The sequence below is a fragment of the Streptomyces sp. NPDC003042 genome, assembly GCF_053591315.1.
In genome coordinates this window covers 38,189-63,238 of record NZ_JBSFTP010000038.1, presented here as the reverse complement: position 1 = coordinate 63,238, position 25,050 = coordinate 38,189, and the positions used below count along the sequence as shown (strand labels likewise).

Annotated in this window: 23 protein-coding genes; 18 read left to right on the top strand and 5 right to left on the bottom strand. The window is 72.5% G+C overall.

Translation table 11 applies throughout. The features are described 5' to 3' along the window. Nucleotides 1–174 precede the first annotated feature (174 nt). The 3 genes from ACWDYJ_RS19905 to ACWDYJ_RS19895 all read left to right on the top strand — a co-directional run bounded on the left by ACWDYJ_RS19905 (nt 175) and on the right by ACWDYJ_RS19895 (nt 3,026). Nucleotides 175–831, top strand: a complete 657-nt coding sequence (locus ACWDYJ_RS19905) for a trimeric intracellular cation channel family protein (RefSeq protein WP_451566877.1) — start codon at nt 175–177, stop codon at nt 829–831. A 46-nt stretch (nt 832–877) separates the two neighbouring features. Beyond that, complete coding sequence (locus ACWDYJ_RS19900) at nt 878–1,735, top strand: thioesterase family protein (protein WP_451566876.1); 858 nt, start codon at nt 878–880, stop codon at nt 1,733–1,735. A 127-nt stretch (nt 1,736–1,862) separates the two neighbouring features. Beyond that, nucleotides 1,863–3,026 carry a cysteine desulfurase family protein gene (locus ACWDYJ_RS19895; protein ID WP_451566875.1) on the top strand — a complete coding sequence of 388 codons (1,164 nt, stop codon included), beginning with the start codon at nt 1,863–1,865 and terminating at the stop codon, nt 3,024–3,026. Here ACWDYJ_RS19895 and ACWDYJ_RS19890 read toward each other — a convergent pair. After that, nucleotides 3,023–3,676, bottom strand: a complete 654-nt coding sequence (locus tag ACWDYJ_RS19890; protein WP_451566874.1) for an N-acetylmuramoyl-L-alanine amidase — start codon at nt 3,674–3,676, stop codon at nt 3,023–3,025. The genes ACWDYJ_RS19895 and ACWDYJ_RS19890 overlap by 4 nt on opposite strands. Nucleotides 3,677–3,744: 68 nt before the next feature. Here ACWDYJ_RS19890 and mnmA point away from each other — a divergent pair, with 68 nt between their 5' ends. Then, nucleotides 3,745–4,875, top strand: coding sequence for a tRNA 2-thiouridine(34) synthase MnmA (gene mnmA / locus ACWDYJ_RS19885; protein WP_451566873.1), 1,131 nt, complete (start codon nt 3,745–3,747; stop codon nt 4,873–4,875). Here the strand turns inward: mnmA and ACWDYJ_RS19880 are convergent. Continuing rightward, a complete protein-coding gene (locus ACWDYJ_RS19880) occupies nt 4,872–5,795 on the bottom strand; it encodes an NADP-dependent oxidoreductase (RefSeq protein ID WP_451566872.1) in 924 nt (307 codons plus the stop codon). The two genes, mnmA and ACWDYJ_RS19880, sit on opposite strands and share 4 nt — an antisense overlap. Nucleotides 5,796–5,894: 99 nt before the next feature. Here ACWDYJ_RS19880 and ACWDYJ_RS19875 point away from each other — a divergent pair, with 99 nt between their 5' ends. The 13 genes from ACWDYJ_RS19875 to ACWDYJ_RS19815 all read left to right on the top strand — a co-directional run bounded on the left by ACWDYJ_RS19875 (nt 5,895) and on the right by ACWDYJ_RS19815 (nt 19,489). Further along, complete coding sequence (locus tag ACWDYJ_RS19875; RefSeq protein WP_451566871.1) at nt 5,895–6,869, top strand: GlxA family transcriptional regulator; 975 nt, start codon at nt 5,895–5,897, stop codon at nt 6,867–6,869. An 87-nt stretch (nt 6,870–6,956) separates the two neighbouring features. Next, a complete protein-coding gene (locus ACWDYJ_RS19870; RefSeq protein ID WP_451566870.1) occupies nt 6,957–7,301 on the top strand; it encodes a DUF1330 domain-containing protein in 345 nt (114 codons plus the stop codon). Nucleotides 7,302–7,303: 2 nt separating this feature from the next. Continuing rightward, complete coding sequence (locus ACWDYJ_RS19865; protein ID WP_451566869.1) at nt 7,304–8,260, top strand: hypothetical protein; 957 nt, start codon at nt 7,304–7,306, stop codon at nt 8,258–8,260. A 79-nt stretch (nt 8,261–8,339) separates the two neighbouring features. Beyond that, nucleotides 8,340–9,029, top strand: coding sequence for an SDR family oxidoreductase (locus tag ACWDYJ_RS19860; RefSeq protein ID WP_451566868.1), 690 nt, complete (start codon nt 8,340–8,342; stop codon nt 9,027–9,029). Then, entirely contained in the window at nt 9,026–10,027 is a 1,002-nt protein-coding gene (locus tag ACWDYJ_RS19855) for a methionine synthase (protein WP_451566867.1), read from the top strand. The genes ACWDYJ_RS19860 and ACWDYJ_RS19855 overlap by 4 nt, the downstream gene beginning before the upstream one ends. Before the next feature lie 31 nt (nt 10,028–10,058). After that, a complete protein-coding gene (ligA, locus tag ACWDYJ_RS19850; RefSeq protein ID WP_451566866.1) occupies nt 10,059–12,260 on the top strand; it encodes an NAD-dependent DNA ligase LigA in 2,202 nt (733 codons plus the stop codon). Nucleotides 12,261–12,647: 387 nt separating this feature from the next. Beyond that, nucleotides 12,648–14,846, top strand: a complete 2,199-nt coding sequence (locus tag ACWDYJ_RS19845) for a putative bifunctional diguanylate cyclase/phosphodiesterase (protein WP_451566865.1) — start codon at nt 12,648–12,650, stop codon at nt 14,844–14,846. A gap of 301 nt (nt 14,847–15,147) precedes the next feature. Then, on the top strand, nt 15,148–15,444 hold the full coding sequence (gatC, locus tag ACWDYJ_RS19840; RefSeq protein WP_007266718.1) for an Asp-tRNA(Asn)/Glu-tRNA(Gln) amidotransferase subunit GatC: 297 nt from the start codon (nt 15,148–15,150) through the stop codon (nt 15,442–15,444). A gap of 5 nt (nt 15,445–15,449) precedes the next feature. After that, a complete protein-coding gene (gatA, locus tag ACWDYJ_RS19835; protein WP_451566864.1) occupies nt 15,450–16,949 on the top strand; it encodes an Asp-tRNA(Asn)/Glu-tRNA(Gln) amidotransferase subunit GatA in 1,500 nt (499 codons plus the stop codon). Then, complete coding sequence (locus tag ACWDYJ_RS19830; RefSeq protein WP_451566863.1) at nt 16,946–17,188, top strand: hypothetical protein; 243 nt, start codon at nt 16,946–16,948, stop codon at nt 17,186–17,188. The genes gatA and ACWDYJ_RS19830 overlap by 4 nt, the downstream gene beginning before the upstream one ends. Before the next feature lie 16 nt (nt 17,189–17,204). Further along, nucleotides 17,205–18,716, top strand: coding sequence for an Asp-tRNA(Asn)/Glu-tRNA(Gln) amidotransferase subunit GatB (gene gatB, locus ACWDYJ_RS19825; RefSeq protein WP_451566862.1), 1,512 nt, complete (start codon nt 17,205–17,207; stop codon nt 18,714–18,716). Between the two features lie 147 nt (nt 18,717–18,863). After that, nucleotides 18,864–19,106, top strand: coding sequence for a type II toxin-antitoxin system Phd/YefM family antitoxin (locus ACWDYJ_RS19820; protein ID WP_451566861.1), 243 nt, complete (start codon nt 18,864–18,866; stop codon nt 19,104–19,106). Then, complete coding sequence (locus ACWDYJ_RS19815; protein ID WP_451566860.1) at nt 19,106–19,489, top strand: type II toxin-antitoxin system VapC family toxin; 384 nt, start codon at nt 19,106–19,108, stop codon at nt 19,487–19,489. Before ACWDYJ_RS19820 ends, ACWDYJ_RS19815 begins: the two co-directional genes overlap by 1 nt. Before the next feature lie 33 nt (nt 19,490–19,522). On the opposite strand, the gene ACWDYJ_RS19810 is transcribed toward ACWDYJ_RS19815, so the two are convergent. After that, the gene (locus tag ACWDYJ_RS19810; protein ID WP_451566859.1) at nt 19,523–21,298 is read right to left on the bottom strand and encodes a serine/threonine-protein kinase; all 1,776 of its coding nucleotides are present in this window, start codon (nt 21,296–21,298) and stop codon (nt 19,523–19,525) included. Between the two features lie 227 nt (nt 21,299–21,525). On the opposite strand from ACWDYJ_RS19810, the gene ACWDYJ_RS19805 reads away from it, so the two are divergent. Continuing rightward, nucleotides 21,526–22,311 (top strand): alpha/beta fold hydrolase, encoded by a 786-nt coding sequence (locus ACWDYJ_RS19805; protein ID WP_451566858.1) that lies wholly within the window; start codon nt 21,526–21,528, stop codon nt 22,309–22,311. On the opposite strand, the gene ACWDYJ_RS19800 is transcribed toward ACWDYJ_RS19805, so the two are convergent. Both ACWDYJ_RS19800 and ACWDYJ_RS19795 read right to left on the bottom strand, forming a co-directional pair. Further along, the gene (locus ACWDYJ_RS19800) at nt 22,289–22,879 is read right to left on the bottom strand and encodes a GNAT family N-acetyltransferase (protein ID WP_451566857.1); all 591 of its coding nucleotides are present in this window, start codon (nt 22,877–22,879) and stop codon (nt 22,289–22,291) included. The two genes, ACWDYJ_RS19805 and ACWDYJ_RS19800, sit on opposite strands and share 23 nt — an antisense overlap. Beyond that, nucleotides 22,876–24,987 (bottom strand): penicillin acylase family protein, encoded by a 2,112-nt coding sequence (locus tag ACWDYJ_RS19795; RefSeq protein WP_451566856.1) that lies wholly within the window; start codon nt 24,985–24,987, stop codon nt 22,876–22,878. Before ACWDYJ_RS19795 ends, ACWDYJ_RS19800 begins: the two co-directional genes overlap by 4 nt. Nucleotides 24,988–25,050: the final 63 nt, after the last annotated feature.

The following is a 25,050-nucleotide window of genomic DNA, read 5'->3' as shown; positions in this document are numbered from 1 at the left end:
GTCGTACCCCCGGGGCCCCGCCCGTTTTGGCAACTCCAGCCTCGCCGGCGTTTGAGGCGCGGGGTCTGGGGCGGAGCCCCAGGTCTTGAGCCCGCGCCGGCACGGGCGCGGAGGAGCCCCGGGGCGGGCGCAGGCCCGCACCCCGCCGAGCCCGCCGCAGGCGACAATGGCCCGGTGCTCCACGATCTCTTCCCGCCCGACGTCCAGCACGCCCTGGACCTCGCGGGCATCTTCGTCTTCGCCACCGCGGGCGCGCTGCTCGCCGTACGCAAGAACTTCGACGTCTTCGGCATCGCCGTGCTGGCCCTCGTCACCGCGCTGGGCGGCGGTCTGCTGCGCGACCTCGTCATCGGCGCCGTGCCGCCCGCCGCCTTCGGGGAGCTCAGCTTCTTCGTCACGCCGCTGATCGCAGCCGGGCTCGTCTTCTTCCTGCATCCCGAGGTCCAGCGGATCAACCGGGCCATCGCCGTCTTCGACGCCGCCGGCCTCGGGCTGTTCTGTGTGACGGGCACGACCAAGGCCTACGAGTACGGTCTCGGGCTGACCGCCTCCGCCGCGCTGGGCCTGGCCACGGCGGTGGGTGGGGGCGTGCTGCGCGACGTGCTCGTCAACGAGGTGCCGTCGCTGCTGCGCGACCGGGAGATGTACGCCGTCCCGGCCGTCGTCGGCGCCTCGCTGGTGGCCGTATTCATCGGCTTCGACGTGCTCAACGCCGTGACGACCGGTCTGGCCATCGTCACCACTTTCGTGCTGCGCCTGCTCGCGATGCGCTATCACTGGCGGGCGCCGCTGGCCTGGAACCGCCGCTCGGCGGTGGCCGAAGAACCCTAGAAAGAGAAAGCTACCGCTTAGTAGCTTGTCGGTGTACCGTCGTTCCATGTCACACGCAGCGGCCGCCCAGGCATCCATCGGCGACAGTGAGTTCGACCGCGACACCTCCCTCTCCCCGCGCGCGGGCGAGCCCGGGGTCTACGACGCGGAACTCTCCGCCGGATGGACGATCATCACCGCGGTCAACGGCGGATACCTGCTGGCCATGGTCGGCCGGGCCCTCTCGGCGGCCCTGCCGCACCCGGACCCCTTCACCATCTCGGCCCACTACCTGACCTCCTCCGTGCCCGGCCCCGCCGTGATCCGCACCGAGGTCGTACGGACCGGCCGCACCCTCTCCACCGGTCAGGCCTCGCTGTTCCAGTTCGACGAGAACGGCGCCGAGATCGAGCGCATCCGGGTCCTCGCCTCCTACGGGGACCTCTCCTCCCTCCCCGACGCCGTGCACACGGTGGCGCTGCCGCCCGTCATGCCGCCCTACGAGGACTGCCTCGGCGCCGAGGCGGGCCCCGCCCCGATCCCCGGCAGCTCCGCCATCGTGGACCGGCTCCGGCTGCGCCTGGATCCCGCCACGGCGGGCTGGGCCGTCGGCGCGCCGTCGGGCAAGGGCGAGATGCGGGCCTGGTTCGAGCTGGCCGACGGCCGTGACGCCGATCCGCTGTCGCTGCTGCTGGCCGTGGACGCGCTGCCGCCGACCGCCTTCGACCTCGGACTGCTGGGCTGGACCCCGACCGTCGAGCTCACCACCCACATCCGCCACCGCCCGGCCCCGGGGCCGCTCCGGGTCGCCATCACCACCCGCAACCTGGCCGGCGGCTTCCTGGAGGAGGACGCCGAGGTCTGGGACTCCACGAACCGCCTGGTGGCCCAGTCCCGCCAACTGGCCCGCGCCCCGCGCGCCTGACCCGGGCCGCCCAGGCCCCGCCGCCCGCCGGCGTCCGGGGCGCGGGGTCCGGGGCGGAGCCCCGGGAAGGGCGGCCCCCCGCCCGGCGGAGGGATCGGTACCGCAGGGCTCGTAGAATCGGGGGATCATGGCCTACCTCGACCACGCCGCCACCACTCCGATGCTGCCGGAGGCCGCCGCGGCGATGACCGCGCAGTTCGCCGCCACGGGGAACGCCTCCTCCCTGCACGCGGCCGGCCGCCGTGCCCGCCGCACCGTGGAGGAGTCCCGCGAGGCCCTCGCCGAGGCCCTCGGCGCGCGCCCCAGCGAGGTGGTCTTCACCGCCGGCGGCACGGAGGCCGACAACCTCGCCGTCAAGGGGCTCTACTGGGCCCGCCGCGACGCCGACCCCGCCCGGACCCGGATCCTCGCCAGTCCCGTCGAGCACCACGCGGTCCTCGACGCCGTGCACTGGCTCGCCGAGCACGAGGGCGCGCAGGTCGAGTACCTGCCCGTGGACGGGTACGGGCGCGTGCGTCCCGAGGCCTTCCGCGAAGCCGTCGAGCGCGAGCCCGCCGACGTGGCCATGGCCACCGTGATGTGGGCGAACAACGAGATCGGCACCGTCATGCCGGTCCACGAGCTCGCCGCCGTCGCGCGGGAATTCGGGATCCCGCTGCACTCCGACGCCGTCCAGGCCTTCGGTCAGCTCGACGTCCGCTTCGCCGACAGCGGCCTCGCCGCCATGACCGTCAGCGGCCACAAGATCGGCGGCCCGTACGGCATCGGCGCGCTGCTGCTGGGCCGCGACCAGAGCCCCGTCCCCGTGCTGCACGGCGGCGGGCAGGAGCGCCACGTTCGATCCGGCACCCTCGACGTGCCCGCCGTCGCCGCCTTCGCGGTGGCCGCCGTGCTCGCCGCCGAGCGGCGCGAACAGTTCGCCACCGAGATCGGCGCGCTGCGCGACGAGCTGATCGCCGCGGTCCGCGCCGCCGTGCCGGACGCCGTGCTCGGCGGCGACCCCGAGGACCGGCTCCCGGCCAACGCCCACTTCAGCTTCCCCGGCTGCGAGGGCGACTCCCTGCTGCTGCTGCTCGACGCGCAGGGCATCGAGTGCTCCACCGGCTCGGCCTGCACGGCGGGCGTGGCCCAGCCGAGCCACGTGCTGCTGGCGACCGGGACCGACCCGCAGCTGGCCCGCGGCACCCTGCGGTTCTCCCTGGGCCACACCTCCACCCGGGAGGACATCGCCGCGGTCGCCGCCGCGATCGGCCCGGCGGTGGAACGGGCCCGGACGGCGGGGCTCAGCTAGGCCTTGGGGGCGCTCCCGGGTGAGGCCTTGAGGGCCTCGGCTATCAGGGCGATGTAGCGCGGCCAGTCCCAGTGGGGGCCCGGGTCCGTGTGGTCCGCGCCCGGGACCTCGGAGTGGCCCACGATGTGCTCGCGGTCCGCCGGTATGCCGTAACGGCGGCAGATGTCGGCCGCCAGGCGTGCCGAGGCCGCGTACATCGTGTCCGTGAAGTCCTTCGGGCGGTCGACGAAGCCCACGTGCTCGATGCCGACGCTGCGCTCGTTCATCGAGCGGTTGCCCGCGTGGAAGGCGACGTCCAGCTCGCGCACCATCTGCTCGACGTGACCGTCCTGGCGGACTATGTAGTGCGCCGACGCCTTGTGCCACGGGTTGCGGAAGGCGTCCACGGAGGACGCGAAGCCTCCTTGCGTGACATGGACCACGATGCGGTCCACCCCGTAGTCGTCCGGGCGGTCCGCCATCCGCCAGTTCGCCGGCGAGGCCGCCGTCCAGCTCGCGCCCGCGTGGTCCAGCTCCCCGTCCTTGCGGGGCTTGCTCACCCCCGGCACCAGCCACCAGGCACGCCCGATCTCCTCCCGGCCGGCGATCGCCGCCACCGTGAAGATCCCGAGTCCGCCGAAGAGAACCGCTCTGCGGGTCCTGCTTGCCATGTGATCCACCCCCCACAGCCGATAACGCGCTGTGACCCCGCTCGGTTCCCCGTACTCTGGACGGTGCTATGACTGAGAACCTGCCGCGCACCGCCCGCCCCCTTCGCGTCCTGGCCGCCATGTCCGGCGGCGTGGACTCCGCCGTCGCCGCCGCCCGCGCGGTCGAAGCCGGGCACGACGTCACCGGCGTCCACCTGGCGCTTTCCGCGAATCCGCAGTCCTTCCGGACCGGAGCCCGCGGCTGCTGCACCATCGAGGACTCCCGCGACGCCCGCCGCGCCGCCGACGTCATCGGCATCCCCTTCTACGTCTGGGACCTCGCCGAGCGCTTCCGCGAGGACGTCGTCGAGGATTTCATCTCCGAGTACGAGGCCGGGCGCACCCCGAACCCCTGCCTGCGCTGCAACGAGAAGATCAAGTTCGCGGCGCTCCTCGACAAGGCCCTCGCCCTCGGCTTCGACGCCGTCTGCACCGGCCACTACGCCACCGTCGTGCTGAACGAGGACGGCTCCCGCGAGCTGCACCGCGCCAGCGACATGGCCAAGGACCAGTCGTACGTCCTCGGCGTCCTCGACGAGAAGCAGCTCGCCCACGCCCTCTTCCCGCTCGGCGACACCCTCACCACCAAGGAAGAGATCCGCGCCGAGGCCGAGGCGCGGGGCCTGGCCGTCGCGAAGAAGCCCGACAGCCACGACATCTGCTTCATCGCCGACGGCGACACCCAGGGCTTCCTCGCGGGCCGCCTCGGCAAGGCCGAGGGCGACATCGTCGACGAGACGGGCGAGAAGGTCGGCACCCACGAGGGCGCCTTCGGCTTCACCATCGGCCAGCGCAAGGGCCTGCGGATCGGCCACCCGGCCGCCGACGGCAAGCCGCGCTACGTCCTCGACATCTCGCCGGTGAACAACACCGTCACCGTCGGCCCCGTCGAGGCCCTCGACGTCACCGCCCTCACCGCGATCCGCCCCCGCTGGTGCGGCTCCACGGCCGCCGCCCCGGGCACCTACACCGCCCAGCTGCGCGCCCACGGCGGCGAGAGCGAGGTCTACGCCGAACTCGTGGACGACGAGCTGCGCGTCTCCTTCACCGAGCCCGTCCGCGGCGTGGCCCCCGGCCAGGCGATCGTGCTCTACGACGGCACGCGCGTGGTCGGCTCCGCCACGATCGCCACCACCACCCGCGCCGAGGCCGCCGTCTAGACGACGGTCAGGACGATCTTGCCGGTGGTCCGGCCCAGTTCGCCGATCTCGTGGGCCTTCGCGGCCTGCTCCAGCGGCAGGACCGTGTCGATCACCGGGCGGAGCTTCCCGGCATCCACCAGGGCGGCGATCTCCCGCAGGCCGCGGTAGTCCGGTTCGACGAGCATCCAGCCGGTGCGCAAACCCTCGGCGTCGGCCGGCACCTGGTCCGGGCCGTTCAGCGTGATCAGGTGCCCGCCCGGGCGCAGCACCCTCAGGGAGCGCTCCGCGTACTCGCCGCCGATGGCGTCGATCACCACGTCGACCTCGGAGAGCACGTCCTCGAAGACGGTCGTCCGGTAGTCGATCATCTCGTCCGCCCCGAGCGAGCGGAGGAGGTCGTGCTTCGCGGCACTGGCCGTCCCGATCACGTACGCGCCCAGCGCCTTGGCGATCTGCACGGCGAAGTGTCCGACGCCTCCGGCGGCGGCGTGGACCAGCACCCGCTGTCCGGGCCGGAGCGAGGCGGTGTCGGTCAGCGCCTGCCAGGCCGTGAGCGCGGCCAGCGGGAGGGCGGCGGCCTGGACGTGGTCGACGGCGGCGGGCTTGCGGGCGAAGTGCCGGGCCGGGGCCGTGACGAATTCAGCGTAACCACCCGCCTGGGCCGGGAAGCGCGGCATGCCGTAGACCTCGTCACCCGGCTGGTACAGGGTCACGCCGGGGCCGACCGCCTCGACCGTGCCGGACACGTCCCAGCCGACGGCCGGGACCGGCCCCCAGGGGATGAGGGCGCCGCTGGCCCGGGTCTTCCAGTCGACCGGATTCACCCCGGCCGCGTGCACGCGCACCAGGATCTCCCCCATGGCCGGTTCGGGCCGCTCGATCCGCGTCTCGACGAGGACTTCGGGACCGCCCCACTGGCTGACGACTACGGCGCGCATGGTGTTTCTCCTCAGGTCGGTGCTGCTGTGGGAACAGCTTCCGGGCCGCGGGGCGGCCGTGGTGATGGCCGTACGGCCACGCTGTGACAGGATCTGGCCATGCACCGCATCGCCGTACTCGCCCTCGAGGGCGTGCCGCCGTTCGAGCTCGGAATGCCGTCGAGGGTCTTCGGCAACGCCTACGACGACGCCGGGAACCGGCTCTACGAGGTGACCGTCTGCACCGCCGACGGCCTGCCCGTGGCCAGCGACGCGGGCTTCACCATCGGAGTCTCGGCGGGTCCTGAGGCGCTCGCCGTCGCCGACACGGTCGTCATCCCGCCCACGCACGCCATGGCCGGACTCGCGCTCGGCGCCCCGCTGCCGCCCGCCCTCGCCGCCGCCCTGGCGATGATCCGGCCCGGCACCCGGCTGGTCTCCATCTGCACGGGCTCCTACGTGCTCGCCGCGGCGGGCCTGCTCGACGGCCGGCCCGCCACCACCCACTGGATCATGGCCCTGGACTTCCAGCGCGCCTTCCCGCGCGTCAAGCTCGACGAGGACGTGCTCTTCGTCGACGACGGCGACATCCTCACCTCGGCGGGAGTGGCCGCCGGCGTCGACCTCTGCCTCCACCTGATCCGCCGGGACCACGGCACCGCCGTCGCCAACCGCGCCGCGCGGCTGTGCGTCGTACCGCCCTGGCGCGACGGCGGGCAGGCGCAGTACATCGACCGGCCCGTCCCCGAGCCCACCGTCGCCACCACCACCGCGACCCGCGCCTGGGCCCTGGAACGCCTCGCCGAGCCGATCGCCCTGGCCGAGCTGGCCGCGCACGCCCGGATGAGCCTGCGCACCTTCACCCGGCGGTTCCGCGACGAGGTCGGCATGACCCCCGTCCAGTGGCTCACCGCCCAACGCATCGAGATCGCCCGCCACTTGCTGGAATCCAGCGATCTGCCGGTCGACCTGGTGGCCCACCGGGCCGGCTTCGGCTCCGCGAGCTCCCTGCGCCAGCACCTGCGCACCGCCCTCGGGGTCTCCCCGATCGCCTACCGCCGCACCTTCCAGCCGCACAGCCCCGCCCCGGCATGACCCCGCGGGTAATCGCCTCCGCGATCACCCCCTGGCAGGATCGGGTCAACAGCCCGGACCGCCGGGCCGGTTGACAGGGGAGAGAGCATGACCGCGTACGCCATCGCCCACATACGCCCCGCGACCATGAACGAGGACATCCTGCGCTACATCGAGGAGATCCAGCCGACCATGGACCCCTTCGGCGGCCGCTTCCTCATCCACGGCAAGGAGGTCGAGGTCATGGAGGGCCCCTTCCCCGGCGCGATCGTCATGATCGGCTTCCCGGACATCGAGCGGGCCCGCGCCTGGTACGCGTCCGACGCCTACCAGGAGATCCTCCCGCTGCGCACCGACCACCTCGCGGGCGAGGTGGTCCTGGTCGAGGGCGTCACCGAGGACTACGACGCCAGGAAGACCGCCGCCGCCCTGCGCGAAGCCGCCGGTCTCTGACGATGGGCAACCGCGCCACCTTCGTCCTCGTCGGCCCGGAGGGCCACTCCCGCCACCGCTCCTCCTACGGAGCCGTCGGCCTGGACCTCGACCTGCTCGCGGGGCCGGAGGTGTTCCTGCCGCACCTGCGCGGCCACACCCCGGAGGACGGCTGGTACCCGAACGACATGGTCGAGGCGGGCGTCCTCGTCGACCCGGGCCGCAAGCTGCTGGCCGCCTTCGTCCAGGAGGGCCCGGTCGCCTCGCTGCGCACCCGGGCCGCCACCCTGGAACTGCTGCGGCACGCCTGGCCCGGCTGGGAGGTGCGCTGGCTCTACGACGGCCAGAGCGGCCTGCGCGCCCTCCTGGGCCTCGCCCAGGCCGACGTCGGCGTCGCGGCCGGCGGGTATCCCGGTCCGGCGCTCGACGCGGACGACGAGGAGCTGGCCGACCCGGATCCGCTGGTGGCGGTGGTCACCATCGGCCCGGACCGCTGCCACGCGCTGGCCGACATCGGCGACCACCCGGCCGAGGAGGGGCCCGCCCTGCTCGACCGGCTCGGCGACGCGCCCGACCACGGGACGTACCGGCTGCGGGCCGACGCCGGGATCCACGTCGACCCCGCCCGGCGCCGGGTCGGCTGGTGGCTCAACACCGCCCGGGCCCACGCCCGTACGGTCGGCGCGCGCTGGCCCGGCTGGACGGTGGAGTTCTGGGAGGACCGCTGGGCCGAACACCGGGCGGCCGCCGGCGGACGCTTCGACCCGCCCGCGCCGGACCGCGCCGCCGCGCTGGCCCTCGTACGGGACGCGGCCCTGGAACGGTGGGCCGGGCCGCGGCGCGACGTCCGGGCGGATCTGGCAGCGGCGCACCCGCACATCCGGGTCGGCAGCGGCTTCGCCCCCGGCGTCGAGGGCGGGCGGGCCGGGACCGCCCGGGCGGCGGTCCGGGCGGCGTACCGGGCGGCCGCCGGTCTCTGACCGGGCCGTCGGGCCCGGTGGCGCCCGGCGCGGGCCGCCCGTACCGGCAGGCCGGGCCGGGGGTGCGAGCATGGGCGGTATGGCTACTCACTTGATCACCGGTGCCGGGTCCGGCATCGGCGCCGCCGTCGCCGCCCGGCTGCACGCCCGCGGCGACGACCTCGTCCTGCTCGCCCGTGACGCCGGCCGGGCCCGGCAGCTCGTGGACCGGTATCCCGGCGCGCGGGCCCTCGTAGGCGACCTCGCCGATCCGGACCGCCTGTCGTGGGCCTTCTCCAAGCAGGCCGTTCCGGAGCGGATCGACTCGCTCCTGCACATCGCCGGCATCGTCGACCTCGGCCCCGTCGGCGAACTGCGGCCCAAGACCTGGCACCAGCAGCTCAACGTGAACCTGATCGCCCCCGCCGAGGTGACCCGGCTGCTGCTGCCCACCCTGCGGGCATCCCACGCCACCATCGTCTTCGTGAACTCCGGCGCCGGCCTCCACGCGCACGCGGAGTGGGGCGCGTACGCCGCCTCCAAGCACGGGCTCAAGGCGCTCGCCGACTCCCTGCGCGAGGAGGAGAAGGAGAACGGGATCAGGGTCACCTCCGTGTACCCGGGCCGCACCGCCACCGCGATGCAGGCCAAGGTGCACTCCCAGGAGGGCAAGGACTACGACCCCGCCGCCTGGATCGACCCCGAATCCGTGGCGACCACCATCGTCATGGCCGTCGACCTGCCGCGCGACGCCGAGGTCAACGACCTGTCCGTCAGGCCGGGCCGATGAGCACGGGCGCGAACGCCACCGGTATCGGCTCGCTGCCCGACGGCGACGCCCGCGAGGCCGCCAAGACCGTCACGGGCACCTTCGAGGAGTTCCCGTACCTCGCCGAGCTGCCCGCGCGCGGGCCCGGCGCGGACATGATCGGCCGGTCCCTCGGGCTGCTCGTCGACATGTACGCGCACGTCGAGCCCAGCGGCTGGCGGATCAGTGACCGGCCGGGGCGGGACTCGAAGCGGGCCCGGTCCTGGCTGGGGGAGGACCTCGACGCCCTGGAGGAGTTCACCCAGGGGTTCACGGGCAAGCTGAAGATCCAGGCCGTCGGGCCCTGGACGCTGGCCGGCGCCCTGGAACTGCACGGCGGCGAGGCCATGCTCCAGGACCCCGGAGCCTGCCGGGACCTGGCCGGATCGCTCGCGGAGGGCCTGCGGGGACACCTGGCCGACGTACACAAGCGCATCCCCGGGGCTCAGATCGTGCTCCAGTTCGACGAGCCGTCGCTGACCGCGGTGCTGCTCGGCCGGGTGCGCTCCGCCAGCGGCTACCGCACCTACCGCGCCGTCGACCGGCAGGTCGTCGAGGGCACGCTGCGCGAGCTGTTCGCCGTCACGGACGTCATCGGGGGCGGCGAGGTGATCGTGCACTCCTGCGCGCCCGAGGTCCCCTTCGGACTGCTGCGGCGGGCCGGCGCCGCGGGCGTGTCGTTCGATTTCTCCCTGCTCACGGAGCGCGAGGACGACGCCATCGGAGAGGCCGTCGAGGACGGGATGAAACTCTTCGCCGGAGTGGTGCCGGGTACGGATGGGCCGTTGTCAGACCCGGGCGGTAGCGTCATGGGTGTCAGGAAGCTTTGGCGCAGGCTGGGGCTGGCCCCGGGGACTCTCGCCGAGTCCGTCGTGGTCACCCCGTCGTGCGGTCTGGCGGGAGCGTCACCCGCCTACGCCCGCGCGGTGCAGGCGCATTGCGTCAGGGCGGCGAGGTCGCTCGCCGACAACCCTGAGTGACGGTTCGAGACGGGCCACGGGAGGACACGGCATGGCAGCCGAACAGCAGGACACGGCAGTACCGGCGGCGGTGCGCGAGCAGCACGCCCTGCTCGCGGAACAGGTCGAGGAGCACCGCTTCCGGTACTACGTGAACGACCAGCCGGTCGTCAGCGACGCCGAGTTCGACCAGCTGCTGCGCTCGCTGGAGGCCCTGGAGGAGCAGTACCCGGAGCTGCGGACGCCCGACTCGCCGACCCAGAAGGTGGCCGGGGCGTACGAGACGGACTTCGCCGCGGTCCGGCACCGCGAGCGGATGCTCTCCCTCGACAACGCCTTCGACGACGAGGAACTGGCCGCCTGGGCCGAGCGCGTGGCCCGGGACGTGAACACCTCGGACTACCACTACCTGTGCGAGCTGAAGGTCGACGGCCTCGCCGTCAACCTCACCTACGAGAACGGCCGGCTGACCCGCGCCGCCACGCGCGGCGACGGCCGCACCGGTGAGGACATCACGCCCAACGTGCGCACCATCAAGGAGATCCCGGACCGCCTCAAGGGCGACCGGATCCCCGCCCTCGTCGAGATCCGCGGCGAGGTCTACTTCCCGATGGAGAAGTTCGAGGAGCTCAACGCCCGGCTCGTCGAGGCCGAGGGCAAGCCCTTCGCCAACCCGCGCAACGCCGCCGCCGGTTCGCTGCGCCAGAAGGACCCGAAGATCACCGCCACCCGCCCGCTGCACATGGTGGTGCACGGCGTCGGCGCCCGCGAAGGCCTCGACATCGAGCGCCAGTCGCAGGCCTACGAGCTGCTGCGCGAATGGGGCCTGCCCACCGCCGCGCACGCCAAGGTCGTCTCCTCGCTCGCGGAGGTCCGCGAGTTCATCGCGTACTACGGCGAACACCGGCACTCGGTGGAGCACGAGATCGACGGCGTGGTCGTCAAGGTCGACGAGATCGGGCTCCAGGGCCGCCTCGGCTCCACGGCGCGCGCCCCGCGCTGGGCGATCGCCTGGAAGTACGCCCCCGAAGAGGTCAACACCAAGCTGATCGACATCAAGGTCGGCGTCGGGCGCACCGGGCGCGTGACCCCGTACGCGCAGGTGGAGCCGGTGACGGTGGCGGGCTCCGAGGTCGAGTTCGCGACGCTGCACAACCAGGAGGTCGTCAAGGCCAAGGGCGTGCTCATCGGGGACACGGTCGTGCTGCGCAAGGCGGGCGACGTCATCCCCGAGATCCTCGGGCCCGTGGTGGACCTGCGGGACGGCAGCGAGAGGGAGTTCGTGATGCCCGCCGAGTGCCCCGCCTGCGGGACGGCGCTGCGGCCCATGAAGGAGGGGGACATCGACGTCCGGTGCCCCAACGCCCAGACGTGCCCCGCCCAGTTGCGTGAGCGACTGTTCTACCTGGCCGGCCGGCAGAGCCTGGACATCGAGAACTTCGGCATGGTGGCGGCGGCCGCGCTGACCGCCCCGCTGGAGCCGGCCGAGCCCCCGCTGCACGACGAGGGCGACCTCTTCAGCCTGACCATCGAGCAGCTGCTGCCCATCAAGGCGTACGTCCTCGACCAGGACAGCGGACTGCCCAAGCGGGACCCGAAGACGGGCGAGGAGAAGATCGTCACCGTCTTCGCCAACCAGAAGGGCGAGCCGAAGAAGAACGCCCTGGCGATGCTGGAGAACATCGCGGCCGCCAAGAGCCGTCCGCTGGCCCGCATCATCAACGGCCTGTCCATCCGTCACGTCGGGCCCGTCGCCGCCGAGGCCCTGGCACGCGAGTTCCGGTCGATCGAGCGCATCGAGCAGGCCACCGAGGAGGAGCTGACCGCCACCGACGGGGTCGGCGCGATCATCGCCCGCTCCCTGAAGGAATGGTTCGCCGTCGACTGGCACCAGGAGATCCTGCGCAAGTGGCGGGAGGCCGGCGTCCGGATGGAGGAGGAAGGTTCCGGCAAGGAGGAGGGGCCGCGGCCCCTGGAGGGGCTGACCGTCGTCGTCACCGGCACGTTGCGGAGCCACACCCGGGACGGCGCCAAGGAGGCTCTGCAGAGCCGGGGCGCCAAGGTGACCGGGTCGGTGTCGAAGAAGACCTCCTTCGTCGTGGTCGGCGAGAACCCGGGCTCGAAGTACGACAAGGCCGTGCAGTTGAAGCTCTCCATCCTCGACGACGCCGGCTTCGCGGTGCTGCTGGAGCAGGGCCCGGACGCGGCGCGCGAGGCGGCGCTCCCACTGGACGGCGGGGCCGAAGCGGAGTAGTAACCCACACGGGAGTCGTCCCGCAGGAGTAGCGGAGGGATCCGGATGCGTGGCGTGCGGCCGTACGGGCGGGCGCACGCCCGGCGCGGTGACCGGTGAGAAAGGCCGGTACAAGCCTGGCCGAGGGGCGGTGACCTGTCGGATCATCAGAGGGGTGACAGGGGGGTCCTGGTCCCAACTCACCCGTTCGGCGGATACCGTACTGATGAGGATGGCTGGGTCGCATTCGGGCAACCACCGCCGACCGCTGCCCCTGGGAGCCTCTCGCGTCCTACTGTTGTGGGGTGCGCCCGTCGTGCACGGCTGTTTGATGCGCTTCCAGCCGTGATGGCATGACATCAGGGCCATCGCGTGACATCGGCATCGCCGGCTGTGAGAGGGACGGGCATGAAACCCATCGAGAGCGCCGACCCGTCACCCGAATTCGGCGGGGAACTCCCGCCCATGCGGACGGGCCGCCTCGGGGTCCTGGGTGCCAGGACGCCGAAAACCCGGCCACTCGACACCGGAGCGGGCGGAGCGGGACAAGAACGGCGCACGGTGCTGCCCCTCGTCATCATGGGCCTGTCCGCCGTGGTGCTCACGGCCGGCATCGTCTCGGCACTGACCAACCGTCAGGCTCTCTTCCCCGGCGGCACCGTCGGCTGGGGGCTGGCCCTGCTCACCGGCATCATCGTCGGCCACCTCGTCGCGCTCGGCCGCGACCGCTGGTGGGGCGGCACCGGCTCCGGCGCGGCCCTCACCCTCGGCGTGCTCATCCTCTACGGGTGGATCCCCGCCGGACTCGTCTCGCTCGCGGTGGTCTCCCTCGTCGGAGCCGCCCGCCGGCACCGCTGGCGCCAAGGGCTGCTGCACGGCTGCGTCGACATCCTCGGCATCGGCGCGGGAGCCCTCGTACTGGCCGCCTTCGGCGACGCGCCGACCGTCGAGGCACCGTGGCTGCCGGCCGGCTGGGGACTGGAGGCGGCCCCCGAGGTCGTCCTGGTCGCCCTCGCGTACCTGCTGGTCACCCGGATCCTGCTGTGGTTCGCGCTCGCTCCGCGCGGCGGCGGACTGCCCACGGTCGCCCGTACCGCCCTGCTCCGCCAAGCGCTGGTGGCCGCCGCCCTCCTCGGCATCGCGCCGCTGATCTGCGTGGTCGCCAGCAGCCAGCCGGTGCTGCTGCCGCTGTTCGCCGTACCGCTGATCGCTTTAGATTCCACGCTGTGGATCGCCCGCGCCCGAGCCGAGGAGCAGCTGCGCGACACGCTGACCGGGCTCCCGAACCGGCAGTGGCTGCTGGAGCGCGCCTGGTCGGCGCTGGACGAGGCTGAACGTCTGGGCACCCGGTCGGCTCTCGTGCTGATCGACATGGACCGCTTCCGCGCCGTCAACGACACCCTCGGCCACCTCGCGGGGGACCGGCTGCTGCTCCAGATCGCCGACCGGCTGCGCGAGGCGCTCCCGCCGGACGCCGAGGTGGCCCGGCTCGGCGGCGACGAGTTCGCCGTACTGCTGCCCGTCGCGGACTCCACCACCAGCGCCCAGCGGGTCGCACGCCACCTGGTCGCCGAACTCAGCTCCCCGCTGGACCTGGACGGGCTCACGCTCGTCCTGGAAGCCAGCGCCGGACTCGCCGTCTTCCCCGACCACGCGCTGGACGCGGAAGGACTGCTGCGCCGCGCGGACGTCGCCATGTACCAGGCGAAGCGGGACCGCACGGGCGTGGAGGTCTACGAGTCCAAGCGCGACAGCAACACCCCCGACCGCCTCGGACTCCTCGGCGATCTGCGGCGGGCGCTCGACGCGGGCGAAGTGGAACTGCACTACCAGCCGAAGGTCCGCTTCGACGGACAGGTGGCCGGGCTGGAAGCGCTGGTCCGCTGGGTGCACCCCGAACGGGGGAGGGTCTCGCCGGACGAGTTCATCGCCATCGCCGAGACGTCCGGGCTCATGCCGCACCTGACGGAGTACGTTCTGGAGACCGCACTCGCCCAGGTCGCGCGCTGGCGCGCGCAGGGCCTGAAGGTGCCCGTCGCCGTCAACGTCTCGCCGCGCGACGTCCACACACCGGGCTTCGCGGGGGCGGTCGCGGCCCGGCTGGCCCGCCACGGGGTCCCGGCCAGCGGGCTCCAGCTGGAGATAACCGAACACGTCCTCCTCGAAGACCCCCAGCGGGCGGCCGACACCATGGCCGGGCTGACCGGGCACGGGGTGAAGATGTCGCTGGACGACTTCGGGACCGGCTATTCGTCGCTCGTCCACCTGCGGCGGCTGCCGGTCAGCGAGCTGAAGATCGACCGGTCGTTCGTGGCGAGGCTGGCGGTGGACGCGCAGGACGCGGAGATCGTGCGGTGCACGGTGGATCTCGCGCACTCGCTGGGGCTGCTGGTCGTCGCGGAGGGTGTCGAGGACGACGAGACGTGGGAGCGGCTGCGGGACCTGGGCTGCGACGCCGTACAGGGCTGGCTGGTCGCCGCCGCGATGCCGCCGCAGGAGGCGACGGCCTGGCTCCTGGCCCGCGGCGAACGCGGCTGGCGCCGCCCGGCGGACATCACGGCGGAACTGGCCGCCGCCGCTGCCGCCTCGGAGCCCCCGCGCCCGTAGGCTCCGCCGGTGGCCGGGCGCGGCGCCGTTGCCGGGGCTCCGCCCCGGACCCCGCGCCTCAAACGCCGGCGGGGCTGAAAGATGCGGGGCTGTGGTTTCGAGCGCAGCTCAGCCGAAATCCAGCCCGCCGGCGATTGAGGCGCGGGTCCAGGCGGCGCCCCGGGGCCCCGCGCAGCGGCCCGTACAGGCCCCCGTACAGGCCCCCGCGCAGCGGACCGGCAAACCGTTTCGTGGTGAGCGGGCCCGGCCCCATAGGATTGGGCCCGAAACTACACACTCACCACCCCCAGAGGATCGCCGCATGCCTGGCATCACGCGCGAGGAGGTCGCCCACCTCGCTCGGCTGGCACGTCTGGAGCTGAAGAGCGAAGAGCTCGACCACTTCGCTGGACAGCTCGACGACATCATCGGCGCGGTCGCCCGCGTTTCCGAGGTCGCCGACCAAGACGTCCCGCCGACCTCCCACCCGCTGCCGCTGACGAACGTCATGCGCGCGGACGAGGTCCGACCGTCGCTCACCCCCGAGCAGGCGCTTTCCGGCGCTCCCGCCCAGGAGCAGCAGCGTTTCAAGGTGCCGCAGATCCTGGGGGAGGACTAATCACCATGACCGACACCCACATCATCAAGCTCACGGCCGCCCAGACCGCCGAGAAGATCGCCTCCGGCGAGCTCACGGCCGTCGAGGTCACCGAGGCCCACCTGGCCCGCATCGAGGCCACGGACGAGAAGGTCCACGCCTTCCTGCACGTGGACCGCGAGGGTGCCCTCGCCCAGGCCCGCGCCGTCGACGCGAAGCGCGCGGCCGGGGAGAAGCTCGGCCCGCTGGCCGGCGTACCGCTCGCCCTCAAGGACATCTTCACCACCGTCGGGGTCCCGACCACCGTCGGCTCGAAGATCCTCGAAGGCTGGATCCCGCCGTACGACGCCACCGTGACGCGCCGGCTCAAGGAAGCCGACGTCGTCATCCTCGGCAAGACCAACATGGACGAGTTCGCCATGGGGTCCTCCACCGAGAACAGCGCCTACGGCCCCACCGGCAACCCCTGGGACCTCACCCGGATCCCCGGCGGCTCCGGCGGCGGCAGCGCGGCCGCGCTCGCCGCCTTCCAGGCCCCCCTCGCCATCGGCACGGACACCGGCGGTTCCATCCGCCAGCCCGCCGCCGTCACGGCGACTGTCGGCGTGAAGCCCACGTACGGCGCGGTCTCCCGCTACGGCATGGTGGCCTTCTCGTCCTCCCTCGACCAGGGCGGCCCCTGCGCCCGTACGGTCCTGGACGCGGCCCTGCTGCACGAGGTCATCGCTGGGCACGACCCGCTCGACTCCACCTCCATCGACGCCCCGGTCCCGCCGGTCGTCGAGGCCGCCCGCAACGGCTCGGTCGCCGGCATGCGCGTCGGTGTGGTCAAGCAGTTCGCCGGCGAGGGCTACCAGGCCGGTGTCGTCCAGCGGTTCAACGAGTCGGTGGAGCTCCTCAAGGAGCTCGGCGCCGAGATCGTCGAGCTGGACTGCCCGTCCTTCGACCTCGCCATGGCCGCGTACTACCTGATCGCGCCGTCCGAGGCCTCCTCCAACCTGGCCCGCTTCGACGCCATGCGCTACGGCCTGCGCGTCGGCGACGACGGCACCAAGTCCGCGGAGGACGTCACCGCCCTGACCCGCGAAGCCGGCTTCGGCGACGAGGTCAAGCGCCGCATCATCCTCGGCACGTACGCGCTCAGCTCCGGCTACTACGACGCGTACTACGGCTCGGCCCAGAAGGTCCGCACGCTCATCACCAAGGACTTCGAGAAGTCCTTCGAGCAGGTCGACGTGATCGTCTCCCCGACGACCCCGACCACCGCCTTCCCGATCGGTGAGCGCACCGACGACCCGCTGGCGATGTACCTCGCGGACCTGTGCACCATCCCGACCAACCTGGCCGGCAACTCCGCCATGTCGCTCCCGTGCGGCCTGGCACCGGAGGACGGTCTCCCGGTCGGGCTGCAGATCATCGCCCCGGCGATGAAGGACGACCGGCTGTACAAGGTCGGTGCCGCCATCGAGGCCGCCTTCACCGAGCGCTGGGGCCACCCGCTGCTTGAGGAGGCACCGTCGCTGTGACCAGTGCACTGTCCAAGGCCAAGGGCTTCAAGAAGTCCAAGTCCGGCACCTACCTGTCGATCGGCACCACCGCCTTCGGTGCCATCAGCGTGATCAAGCAGGCCCGCAAGGCCCGCGCCAATCACGACACGCTCCAGCTGATCGACGCCGTTGTGTCCGCAGCCGCCATCGCCACCGGCCTCGCGATCCTGTACCGCGAGTTGAAGCGCCTGGGCGACGACGACGTCCTGCTGGGCTGAGAGGGAAAGTTCCATCGTGACCTTCACTGAACTGCTGTCGTACGAGGCCGCTCTCGCCTCGTTCGACCCCGTCATGGGCCTCGAGGTCCATGTCGAGCTCGGCACCCGGACGAAGATGTTCTGCGGCTGCTCGACCGAGCTGGGCGCCGACCCCAACTCGCAGACGTGCCCGGTCTGCCTCGGCCTGCCGGGCGCGCTCCCGGTCGTCAACGCGATCGGCATCGAGTCCGCCATCAAGATCGGTCTCGCGCTGAACTGCGAGATCGCCGAGTGGTGCCGCTTCGCCCGGAAGAACTACTTCTATCCGGACATGCCGAAGAACTTCCAGACCTCCCAGTACGACGAGCCGATCGCCTTCAACGGCTTCCTCGACGTACAGCTGGAGGACGGCGAGATCTTCCGCGTGGAGATCGAGCGCGCCCACATGGAGGAGGACACCGGCAAGTCGCTGCACGTCGGCGGCGCCACCGGCCGCATCCACGGCGCGTCCCACTCCCTGCTGGACTACAACCGTGCAGGCATCCCGCTCATCGAGATCGTCACCAAGCCGATCGAGGGCGCGGGCGAGCGCGCCCCCGAGGTCGCCAAGGCGTACGTCGCCGAGCTGCGCGAGGTCATCAAGGCCCTCGGCGTCTCCGAGGCCCGCATGGACAAGGGCCAGATGCGCTGCGACGTGAACCTGTCGCTGCGCACCAGCCCCGAAGCCCCCTTCGGCACCCGCAGCGAGACGAAGAACGTCAACTCGCTGCGCTCCGTCGAGCGCGCGGCCCGCTTCGAGATCCAGCGCCACGCGGCGGTGCTCACGTCGGGCGGCACGATCGTGCAGGAGACCCGGCACTTCCACGAGGAGGACGGCTCCACCACGGCCGGCCGCATCAAGGACAACGCCGAGGACTACCGGTACTTCCCGGAGCCCGACCTGGTCCCCATCGCCCCGGCCCGTGCCTGGGTCGAGGAGCTGCGCGGCGGCCTGCCCGAGATGCCGCGTGTGCGCCGCAACCGGCTCCGCGAGGAGTGGGGCGTCACCGAGCACGACATGCAGTCGATCCTCAACGCGGGCGCGGTGGACGCCATCGTCGCCACGATCGAGGCGGGCGCCGACTCGGCCGCCGCGCGCAAGTGGTGGATGGGCGAGCTGGCCCGCAACGCCAACGAGCAGGGCGTCGTCGTCGACGAGCTGCCGATCACCCCGGAGCAGGTGGCCCGGGTGGCGGCGCTGGTCGCGGACGGCTCGCTCAACGACAAGCTGGCCCGCCAGGTCATCGAAGGCGTCCTCGCCGGCGAGGGCACTCCGGACGAGGTCGTCGACAAGCGCGGCCTGAAGGTCGTCTCGGACGAGGGCGCGCTCGGCGCGGCCGTGGACGAGGCCATCGCGGGCAACGCGGCCATCGCGGACAAGATCCGCGGCGGCAAGATCGCCGCGGTCGGCGCCCTGGTCGGAGCGGTCATGAAGACCACCCGCGGCCAGGCCGACGCGGCGCGCGTCAAGGAACTCATCCTGGAACGCCTGGGCGTCTCCGAGGGCTGAGCACGTCCGCTGGTACGAGAGTGGCCCGCCCCGGGACTCCGAGGAGTTCCGGGGCGGGCCACTCCGTCTTTCTCCTGACGGGGTCAGAGTCTTTGAGCCACTCTTGGTCCGCTACTCGGTCCATAGGCCGTTGGCCAGGAGGCAGCCATGGAAGCGGCTCGACAGTACGACGTTCACGAGGCCAAGATCCACTTCTCCCGGATCCTGGAGCAGGTGGCGACCGGCGAAGAGGTGGTGATCAGCAAGGCGGGCGAACCGGTTGCCAAGGTCGTTCCACTGCGGGCCAAGGTCCGGCGGACGGGTCGCGGTTCCCTCGCGGGCGCGATCCACATCCCGGACGACTTCGACGAGCTGCCCGACGACATCGCGGATGCCCTCGGGATGCGCTGATGAGGCTTCTTCTCGACACCCATGTGGTCCTCTGGTGGCTGGCCGACTCAGCCGAACTGTCCGGGGAGATCAAGGATCTGCTCGACACGGAGCCGTCGGTGTACGTCAGCGCCGTGTCTCCGTGGGAGGTCGCGATCAAGCAGTCCCTCGGGAAGCTGACGGGCCCGGAGGACCTGGCGGAGCGCGTCCGGGACAGCCAGTTCACCCCGCTGCCGATCACGGCCGGTCACGGTGTGCGGGCGGCCAGGCTTCCGCAGCATCACCGGGACCCGTTCGACCGCTTGCTGGTCGCCCAGACTCAGATCGAGGGGATGACGCTCCTGACCCGCGGCAAGTGGATCACCGAGTACGACGTGCGGGCGGGTCATGCCGGTCTGACGTGATACGGGCCCTTGCCGTCCATTCCGCCCTCAGGGTTAGCGGTCGGCCTTCGGCTGCTCGGCGTTGCGCCAGATCGTCAGGTCGACGGTGAGGTACCTGCTGGGGCTGCTCGGGTCCGACTTGCCGCGGTAGGTCGCCACGGCCACGTGGCCCGCATCGCTGAGCACGCAGAGCTGCGCCCCGTCCGTGAGCTGGTCGAAGGCGATCTTCTCGGTGTAGCGCGTCTCCGTGCGGCAGGTCTCCAGCGAGCCCTTCTGCGCGTTGTTCAACAGGACCAGGCGTCCGTTGTCGGTGCCCACCCTCTGCTCGCCGAACAGGGTGTCGTAGTAGTAGTAGAGGTCTCCGTGGGCGTAGAGCACGCCGCCGTTCTTGCTGCCGTCGAGCGGGCGGGGCGGGTTGTCGGCCAGCATGAGGTAGTAGTTCGCCGTCAGGTCGATGCCTTCGTACGAGGCCGGCTGGGGATCGGTCCGCTTCTGCTCCTTGTCCGCGGACGCGGCTCCGGTCGGACTGGTGCTTTCGCGGGACTTGGCATCTTTGCCCTTGTCGGTGCCGTTCGGCAGGAGGGAGACGACGACCGCCAGGACGACGACCGCGGCCGCGACGGCCCCGGCGACGATCAGTCCCGTCCGCCGCGGCCGTGCTGGTGGCGGAGTCGGCGCGAAGCCGGCCTGGTTGTAGGGCGGCGGGGTGTGGTAGCCGGGCGCGAACGCGGGCGGCGTCCGGTACCCGGGCGGCGACGCGGGATAGCCGGGCGCAACGCCCGGCGCGGTCTGCGTCGGAGCGGCGTGCGGCGCGTACGGGTTCACGCCCCGCGTCGGGGGCTGGGGGGAGAATTCGGTCGGCGTCGGCGTCGGCGTCGGCGTCGGCGCGGCGGTGGGCACCGGCGGCGGGGTCCTCGCCGGTTCGGGCAGTCGCAGCCGCTCGGTGATCGAACCGGCGACCGTCTGCGGCAGCCAGTCCTCACCCTGGCGCAGCGGGACGGGTGAGAGTTCGTGGCACAGCTCGATGATCTCGGGCAGGCTCGGGCGGTCGGCCGGGCTGCGGCTGAGGCAACGCGTCACGAGAGGCCGCAACTCCGCGGGCAGGCTGCTCAGGTCGGGATCCTCGTGCACGATGCGGTAGAGCACCGCGTGTGAGGATCCGTCACCGTAGGCGGGGGCACCGATGGCCGCGAAGGCCGCGATCTGGCCGAGGGCGAAGATGTCGGTGGCGGGAGTGACCGTACCGGCCGCCGCCTGTTCCGGCGCCATGAACGCCGGGGTGCCGATGCTGACGCCGCTGCCGGTCAGGGAGGTCGCGTCAGCCGCGCGGGCGATGCCGAAGTCGATCACGCGCGGCCCGTCGGCGGCGAGGAGGACGTTGGCGGGCTTCAGGTCGCGGTGGACGATGCCGGCACCGTGGATGACGTGGAGTGCCTCGGCGCACCCGACGGTCAGCAGCAGCACGCTGCGCAGGGGCAGTCGGCCGTACTGCGCCACGGCGTGCGAGAGCGAGGGGCCCGGCACGTAGGCCGTGGCCAGCCAGGGCTGCGCGCTCTGGGTGTCGAAGTCGATGACGGGCGCCGTGTACAGGCCCTGCACCCGCTGCGCGGCCCGCACCTCCTGCTCGAAGCGCCGCCGGAACTCGGGGTCCTCGCTGAACTCGGGCCGGATCACCTTGAGTGCGATCGGCCGGCCGCCCGGCGTGTAGGAGAGGTACACCTTTCCCATGCCGCCCGTGCCCAGCACGGCCACCAGACGGTATCCGCCGACCATGGCGGGATCGGCCGGCGTGAGCGGTTGGAAGAGCCTGCCGGAAAGTGCGCTGGTCATAAGGAAACATCCCCCTGTCAACGGCGGTTCGGAGCCCTGCCGACGGCCCGGAGCCAACCGTGAGGGTATCGAACCTGCCGAGGTGGCGGGGGACTGCTGAGGTTCGCGTCGAGGACCACGGGCCCGCGCATCGGCCGTACAAAACCCAAGAGTTCTGTAGCGATCGATAGGGAACTCGCGTACCGTTCTTTCTGTAACGATCGCTACGGAAATTGTGAGGCTCCGCCATGCCCGTCATCACCACCGCCCCCTACGCCCGCACCGTCCGCACGGAGAGCGGCGGCCCCGGGCTGCTGCTCGCCCACGGCGGCGGAGGAGCCGTCGAGTCGAACTTCGGGCCGATCCTGGACGAACTGGCTGCCGCGTACAGCGTGGTCGGGGTCGACTACCCCGGCACCGGGGGTACGCCGAGGGCCGCCGAGCCGCTCGAACTGGACGAGCTGGCCGACCAGCTCGTGGCCGCCGCCGACGCCGAGGGGCTGGAGCGGTTCGCCGTGCTCGGGTACTCGCTCGGCGGGAACGTCGCCGTACGGGTCGCGACGCGCTACCCGGAGCGGGTCACCGCCCTCGTGATCACCGCCAGCTTCGCGCGGGCCGGCCACCGGCTCGGGCTGATCACCGACCTCTGGTCCCGGCTCGCCGAGCGCGGAGAGAACGAGCTGCTCGCGCGGTTCCTCGTACCGCTCGCACTGAGCGAGGCCGCACTGGAAAGCCTGACCTCCAGTCAGGTGGAGGACCTCGTACGGGACTTCGCCGCGTCCATCCCGCCCGGCAGCGGGGATCACGCCGCGCTGGTGAAGGGGGCCGACCTGCGGGCCGAGCTCGCGGGGATCGACGTACCGGCCCTCGTCATCGCGACGACCGAGGACCGGCTCGCGCCCCTCGCCCTTCAGCGGGAGCTGGCGGACGCCCTCCCGGGCGCGCGGTTCGCGGAACTGCCCACCGGGCACCTCCCCTTCGCCGAGCGCCCGGCCGAATGGGCGTCGCTGATCACCGGGTTCCTGGCGCGCTGAGGAAGGCCAGGCGGGCCGGCTTGGCCGGGAGGTAGACCTCGGGGAGGTCGATCTCCGGGAGTTCGACCTCCGGGCCGAGCGTGAAGCCGGTGCGCTCCAGGAGGGCGATGGCCTTGTCGTTACGGGCGTCCGGCTCGGCGACCGCTCGGCGAACGCGGCTGTCGGAGAACACGTACGCCATGAAGGCCTTCATCAGGCTCGCCGTGAAGCCGTGCCGGGCCGCGCCGTCGCTGGGGGCGATCAGCAGGTGCACGCCGACGTCCCCGGGCCGGACCTCGTAGCACTCACTGACCCGGTCCTCGGCGCAGTCGTACGTCTGGAAGAGCGCGACCCGCTCGCCGTTCCGGCTGATCATGAACGCGTGGTGGGTGGTGCGGCGGTCGACGTCCTCGTAGATCTCCTGGACCAGCTCACGGCTGCACTCGGCCATCCCCCAGAAGCGGGCCCGCTCCTCGGTGACCCAGCTGTGAATCAGGGCCGAGTCGGCGGCCGGGTCGACGGGGGTGACGGTGACCGTGCCGAAGCCCTCGACGAGGTGGCTGTACACGGGCTGTCGGGTGGAGATCATGCGGATTCCTTGGTGAGGCGGGCCCAGTCGGTGACGACCGGTACGAGTTCGCAGTTCGCCCAGAGGGGGAGCTGGTCACGGTGGTGGGGGGAGCCCCAGACGCCGTCCGCCCCCAGCGGGACCGCCCACAGGCTGTCCTCGCGGCGGGCCAGGTCCCACACGTAACGGGCCGCCGAGGCGCGGGCGGTGAGTTCGGTGAATCCGGGGACGGAGGAGGTGGCGTTCACGCAGTCGTGGTCGCCGCCGAGCCCCGGCCACTCGGCGTCCGGGTCGGGGACCGCCTGCCACGGGGTCAGGCGGTGCACGTGCGACCAGGGCGTGTCGGGGCGGTCGGCCGCCGCTGTCTCCTCCAGGGCGGCGCGGACGTGCGCCGCGCGGTCGAGGCCCGGGAGGAGGGAGGTCGTCAGCAGGCCCTCGAGGGCGTAGCCGATGCGGGGGACGAGGTAGAGCCAGGGGTGGAACACCTCCGGGCCGCCCGGGGCGTCCGCCAGGCCCGCGAAGACCGGATCGGCCGCGAGGCCGCGTACGGTCGCGGTGCGCAGGGCGGAGAAGACGGTGGCGTCGGTGCTGTCGGCCTCCATGTGACGGTCCCAGGCGAGCAGCCGGGTCCGCAGGCTCTGTGCCGCCGGGGACAGGCCGTCGAGGGCGGGCAGCAGTGCGAGCAGCGGCTCGGCGGAGCCCAGGTGCGTGTCGCGGTGTACGTCGGCCATCGCCTCCGGGGACCAGTCGGTCGAGCCGCTGAGCAGCTCGCGGATCCGGTTGGCCCGGTGCGGGGGCGCGAACTCCACGCCGAGCGGGGAGGCGATCCCGCGCGCGTTCGCCATCACGGCGAAGCCCTGGACGGGCTCGGCGGGGGTCGGTGACCAGCCCTGCCAGGCGTGCCGGGGGTCCCACGCGGGCACGGGGCGGAGCCGGTTGGCCCGGTCGCGCCGCGGGACGGCTCCGGCGACGCGGTGCAGCAGGCCGCCCTCGGAGTCGGCGGCGTGGACGACGTTGACGGGCTCGGCCCAGCCGTCGAAGGCGCGGTCGATGTCGGCGACGGTGCGGGCGCGCAGCAGCGCGGGCAGGGCGGCGAAGCCGAGGTCGTGGCGGACGCGGGGCGGGTAGCGCAGGGAGAGGGTCTGGCCGTCGGGGGATCCCGCGGTGTCCGTGGCGTCCGCGGCGTCCGCCGTGCCCGCCGCGTCCGGGCGTACGACGATCGGGCCGCGGGCGGTCTCCAGGATCTCCACCTCGACGTCGACGCCGCCGGCCACCGTGATGGTTTCGGTGTGGCGGTGGACGGGCTCCCAGGCGCCGTCCGGCCCCAGCGCCTCGACGGCGGAGCCGTCCCCGCGCAACTGCTCGACGTACAGGTCCTGGTAGTCGGCCATCGCGTTCGTGATGGCCCAGGCGGCGCTGCCGGTGTGGCCGAAGTGGGGGAGGCCGGGGACGCCGGGGACGGCCAGGCCGAGGACGTCGTACTCCGGGCAGGAGAGACGTATCTGCTGGTAGACGCCCGGGTCTTCGATGAAGCGGTGCGGGTCGCCCGCGATGATCGCCGAACCGGTGGTGGTCCGGTCGCCGGGCACCAGCCAGCCGTTGCTGCCGGCGGTGCCGGGTCCGTCGGTCGCGAAGAGGGTGACGGCTTCGTCGCCGAGGGCGCGGGCGACGCGGTCGCGCCAGAGCTTGGTGGCGAAACCGGCGAAGAGGATGTGCGTGGCGACCCAGATGGCGAGGGGCGCCCACGGCTCCCAGGGAGTCGGGGTGTGGCCGGTGCGGGTGAAGCGCTCGTCGCGGCGCGTGCCTTCGGCGAGGCCGTCGTTGACGCCGTCGACGTACGCGCGGACCCAGGCGGCCGTATCGGCGTCGAGGGCCTCGAAGCAGCGGCGTGCGGTGTCGTCGAGGCGGGCCTGGCGGGCGAACCGGTCCCAGGCGACCGCGTCCGCTCCCAGGAAGGCGGCGCTGGAGCCCTGGGCGCGCCGGCACTCGACCTCCAGCTGCCAGGCGCGGTCCACGGCGGTGACGCGGCCCTGGGCGTAGGCGAGCCGGAGCGGGTCGGACGCACGGAGGTGGGGGATGCCCCAGCTGTCGCGGTAGACCTCGTAGGCCTCGGTGTTCACACTGCTCACACTCTCCCCCAGCGTCTTAGGTTAGGCTCGCCTAACTATAAGGGTGTCAGGGGAAGGGGCGGA

What these genes read in the sequence shown, in the direction of transcription:
- ACWDYJ_RS19900 (WP_451566876.1), top strand. Translation starts at nt 878, where the DNA reads ATGTCACACGCAGCGGCCGCCCAGGCATCCATCGGCGACAGTGAGTTC.
- ACWDYJ_RS19895 (WP_451566875.1), top strand. Translation starts at nt 1,863, where the DNA reads ATGGCCTACCTCGACCACGCCGCCACCACTCCGATGCTGCCGGAGGCC.
- ACWDYJ_RS19890 (WP_451566874.1), bottom strand. Translation starts at nt 3,676, where the DNA reads ATGGCAAGCAGGACCCGCAGAGCGGTTCTCTTCGGCGGACTCGGGATC.
- mnmA (WP_451566873.1), top strand. Translation starts at nt 3,745, where the DNA reads ATGACTGAGAACCTGCCGCGCACCGCCCGCCCCCTTCGCGTCCTGGCC.
- ACWDYJ_RS19880 (WP_451566872.1), bottom strand. Translation starts at nt 5,795, where the DNA reads ATGCGCGCCGTAGTCGTCAGCCAGTGGGGCGGTCCCGAAGTCCTCGTC.
- ACWDYJ_RS19875 (WP_451566871.1), top strand. Translation starts at nt 5,895, where the DNA reads ATGCACCGCATCGCCGTACTCGCCCTCGAGGGCGTGCCGCCGTTCGAG.
- ACWDYJ_RS19870 (WP_451566870.1), top strand. Translation starts at nt 6,957, where the DNA reads ATGACCGCGTACGCCATCGCCCACATACGCCCCGCGACCATGAACGAG.
- ACWDYJ_RS19865 (WP_451566869.1), top strand. Translation starts at nt 7,304, where the DNA reads ATGGGCAACCGCGCCACCTTCGTCCTCGTCGGCCCGGAGGGCCACTCC.
- ACWDYJ_RS19860 (WP_451566868.1), top strand. Translation starts at nt 8,340, where the DNA reads ATGGCTACTCACTTGATCACCGGTGCCGGGTCCGGCATCGGCGCCGCC.
- ACWDYJ_RS19855 (WP_451566867.1), top strand. Translation starts at nt 9,026, where the DNA reads ATGAGCACGGGCGCGAACGCCACCGGTATCGGCTCGCTGCCCGACGGC.
- ligA (WP_451566866.1), top strand. Translation starts at nt 10,059, where the DNA reads ATGGCAGCCGAACAGCAGGACACGGCAGTACCGGCGGCGGTGCGCGAG.
- ACWDYJ_RS19845 (WP_451566865.1), top strand. Translation starts at nt 12,648, where the DNA reads ATGAAACCCATCGAGAGCGCCGACCCGTCACCCGAATTCGGCGGGGAA.
- gatC (WP_007266718.1), top strand. Translation starts at nt 15,148, where the DNA reads ATGCCTGGCATCACGCGCGAGGAGGTCGCCCACCTCGCTCGGCTGGCA.
- gatA (WP_451566864.1), top strand. Translation starts at nt 15,450, where the DNA reads ATGACCGACACCCACATCATCAAGCTCACGGCCGCCCAGACCGCCGAG.
- ACWDYJ_RS19820 (WP_451566861.1), top strand. Translation starts at nt 18,864, where the DNA reads ATGGAAGCGGCTCGACAGTACGACGTTCACGAGGCCAAGATCCACTTC.
- ACWDYJ_RS19815 (WP_451566860.1), top strand. Translation starts at nt 19,106, where the DNA reads ATGAGGCTTCTTCTCGACACCCATGTGGTCCTCTGGTGGCTGGCCGAC.
- ACWDYJ_RS19810 (WP_451566859.1), bottom strand. Translation starts at nt 21,298, where the DNA reads ATGACCAGCGCACTTTCCGGCAGGCTCTTCCAACCGCTCACGCCGGCC.
- ACWDYJ_RS19805 (WP_451566858.1), top strand. Translation starts at nt 21,526, where the DNA reads ATGCCCGTCATCACCACCGCCCCCTACGCCCGCACCGTCCGCACGGAG.
- ACWDYJ_RS19800 (WP_451566857.1), bottom strand. Translation starts at nt 22,879, where the DNA reads ATGATCTCCACCCGACAGCCCGTGTACAGCCACCTCGTCGAGGGCTTC.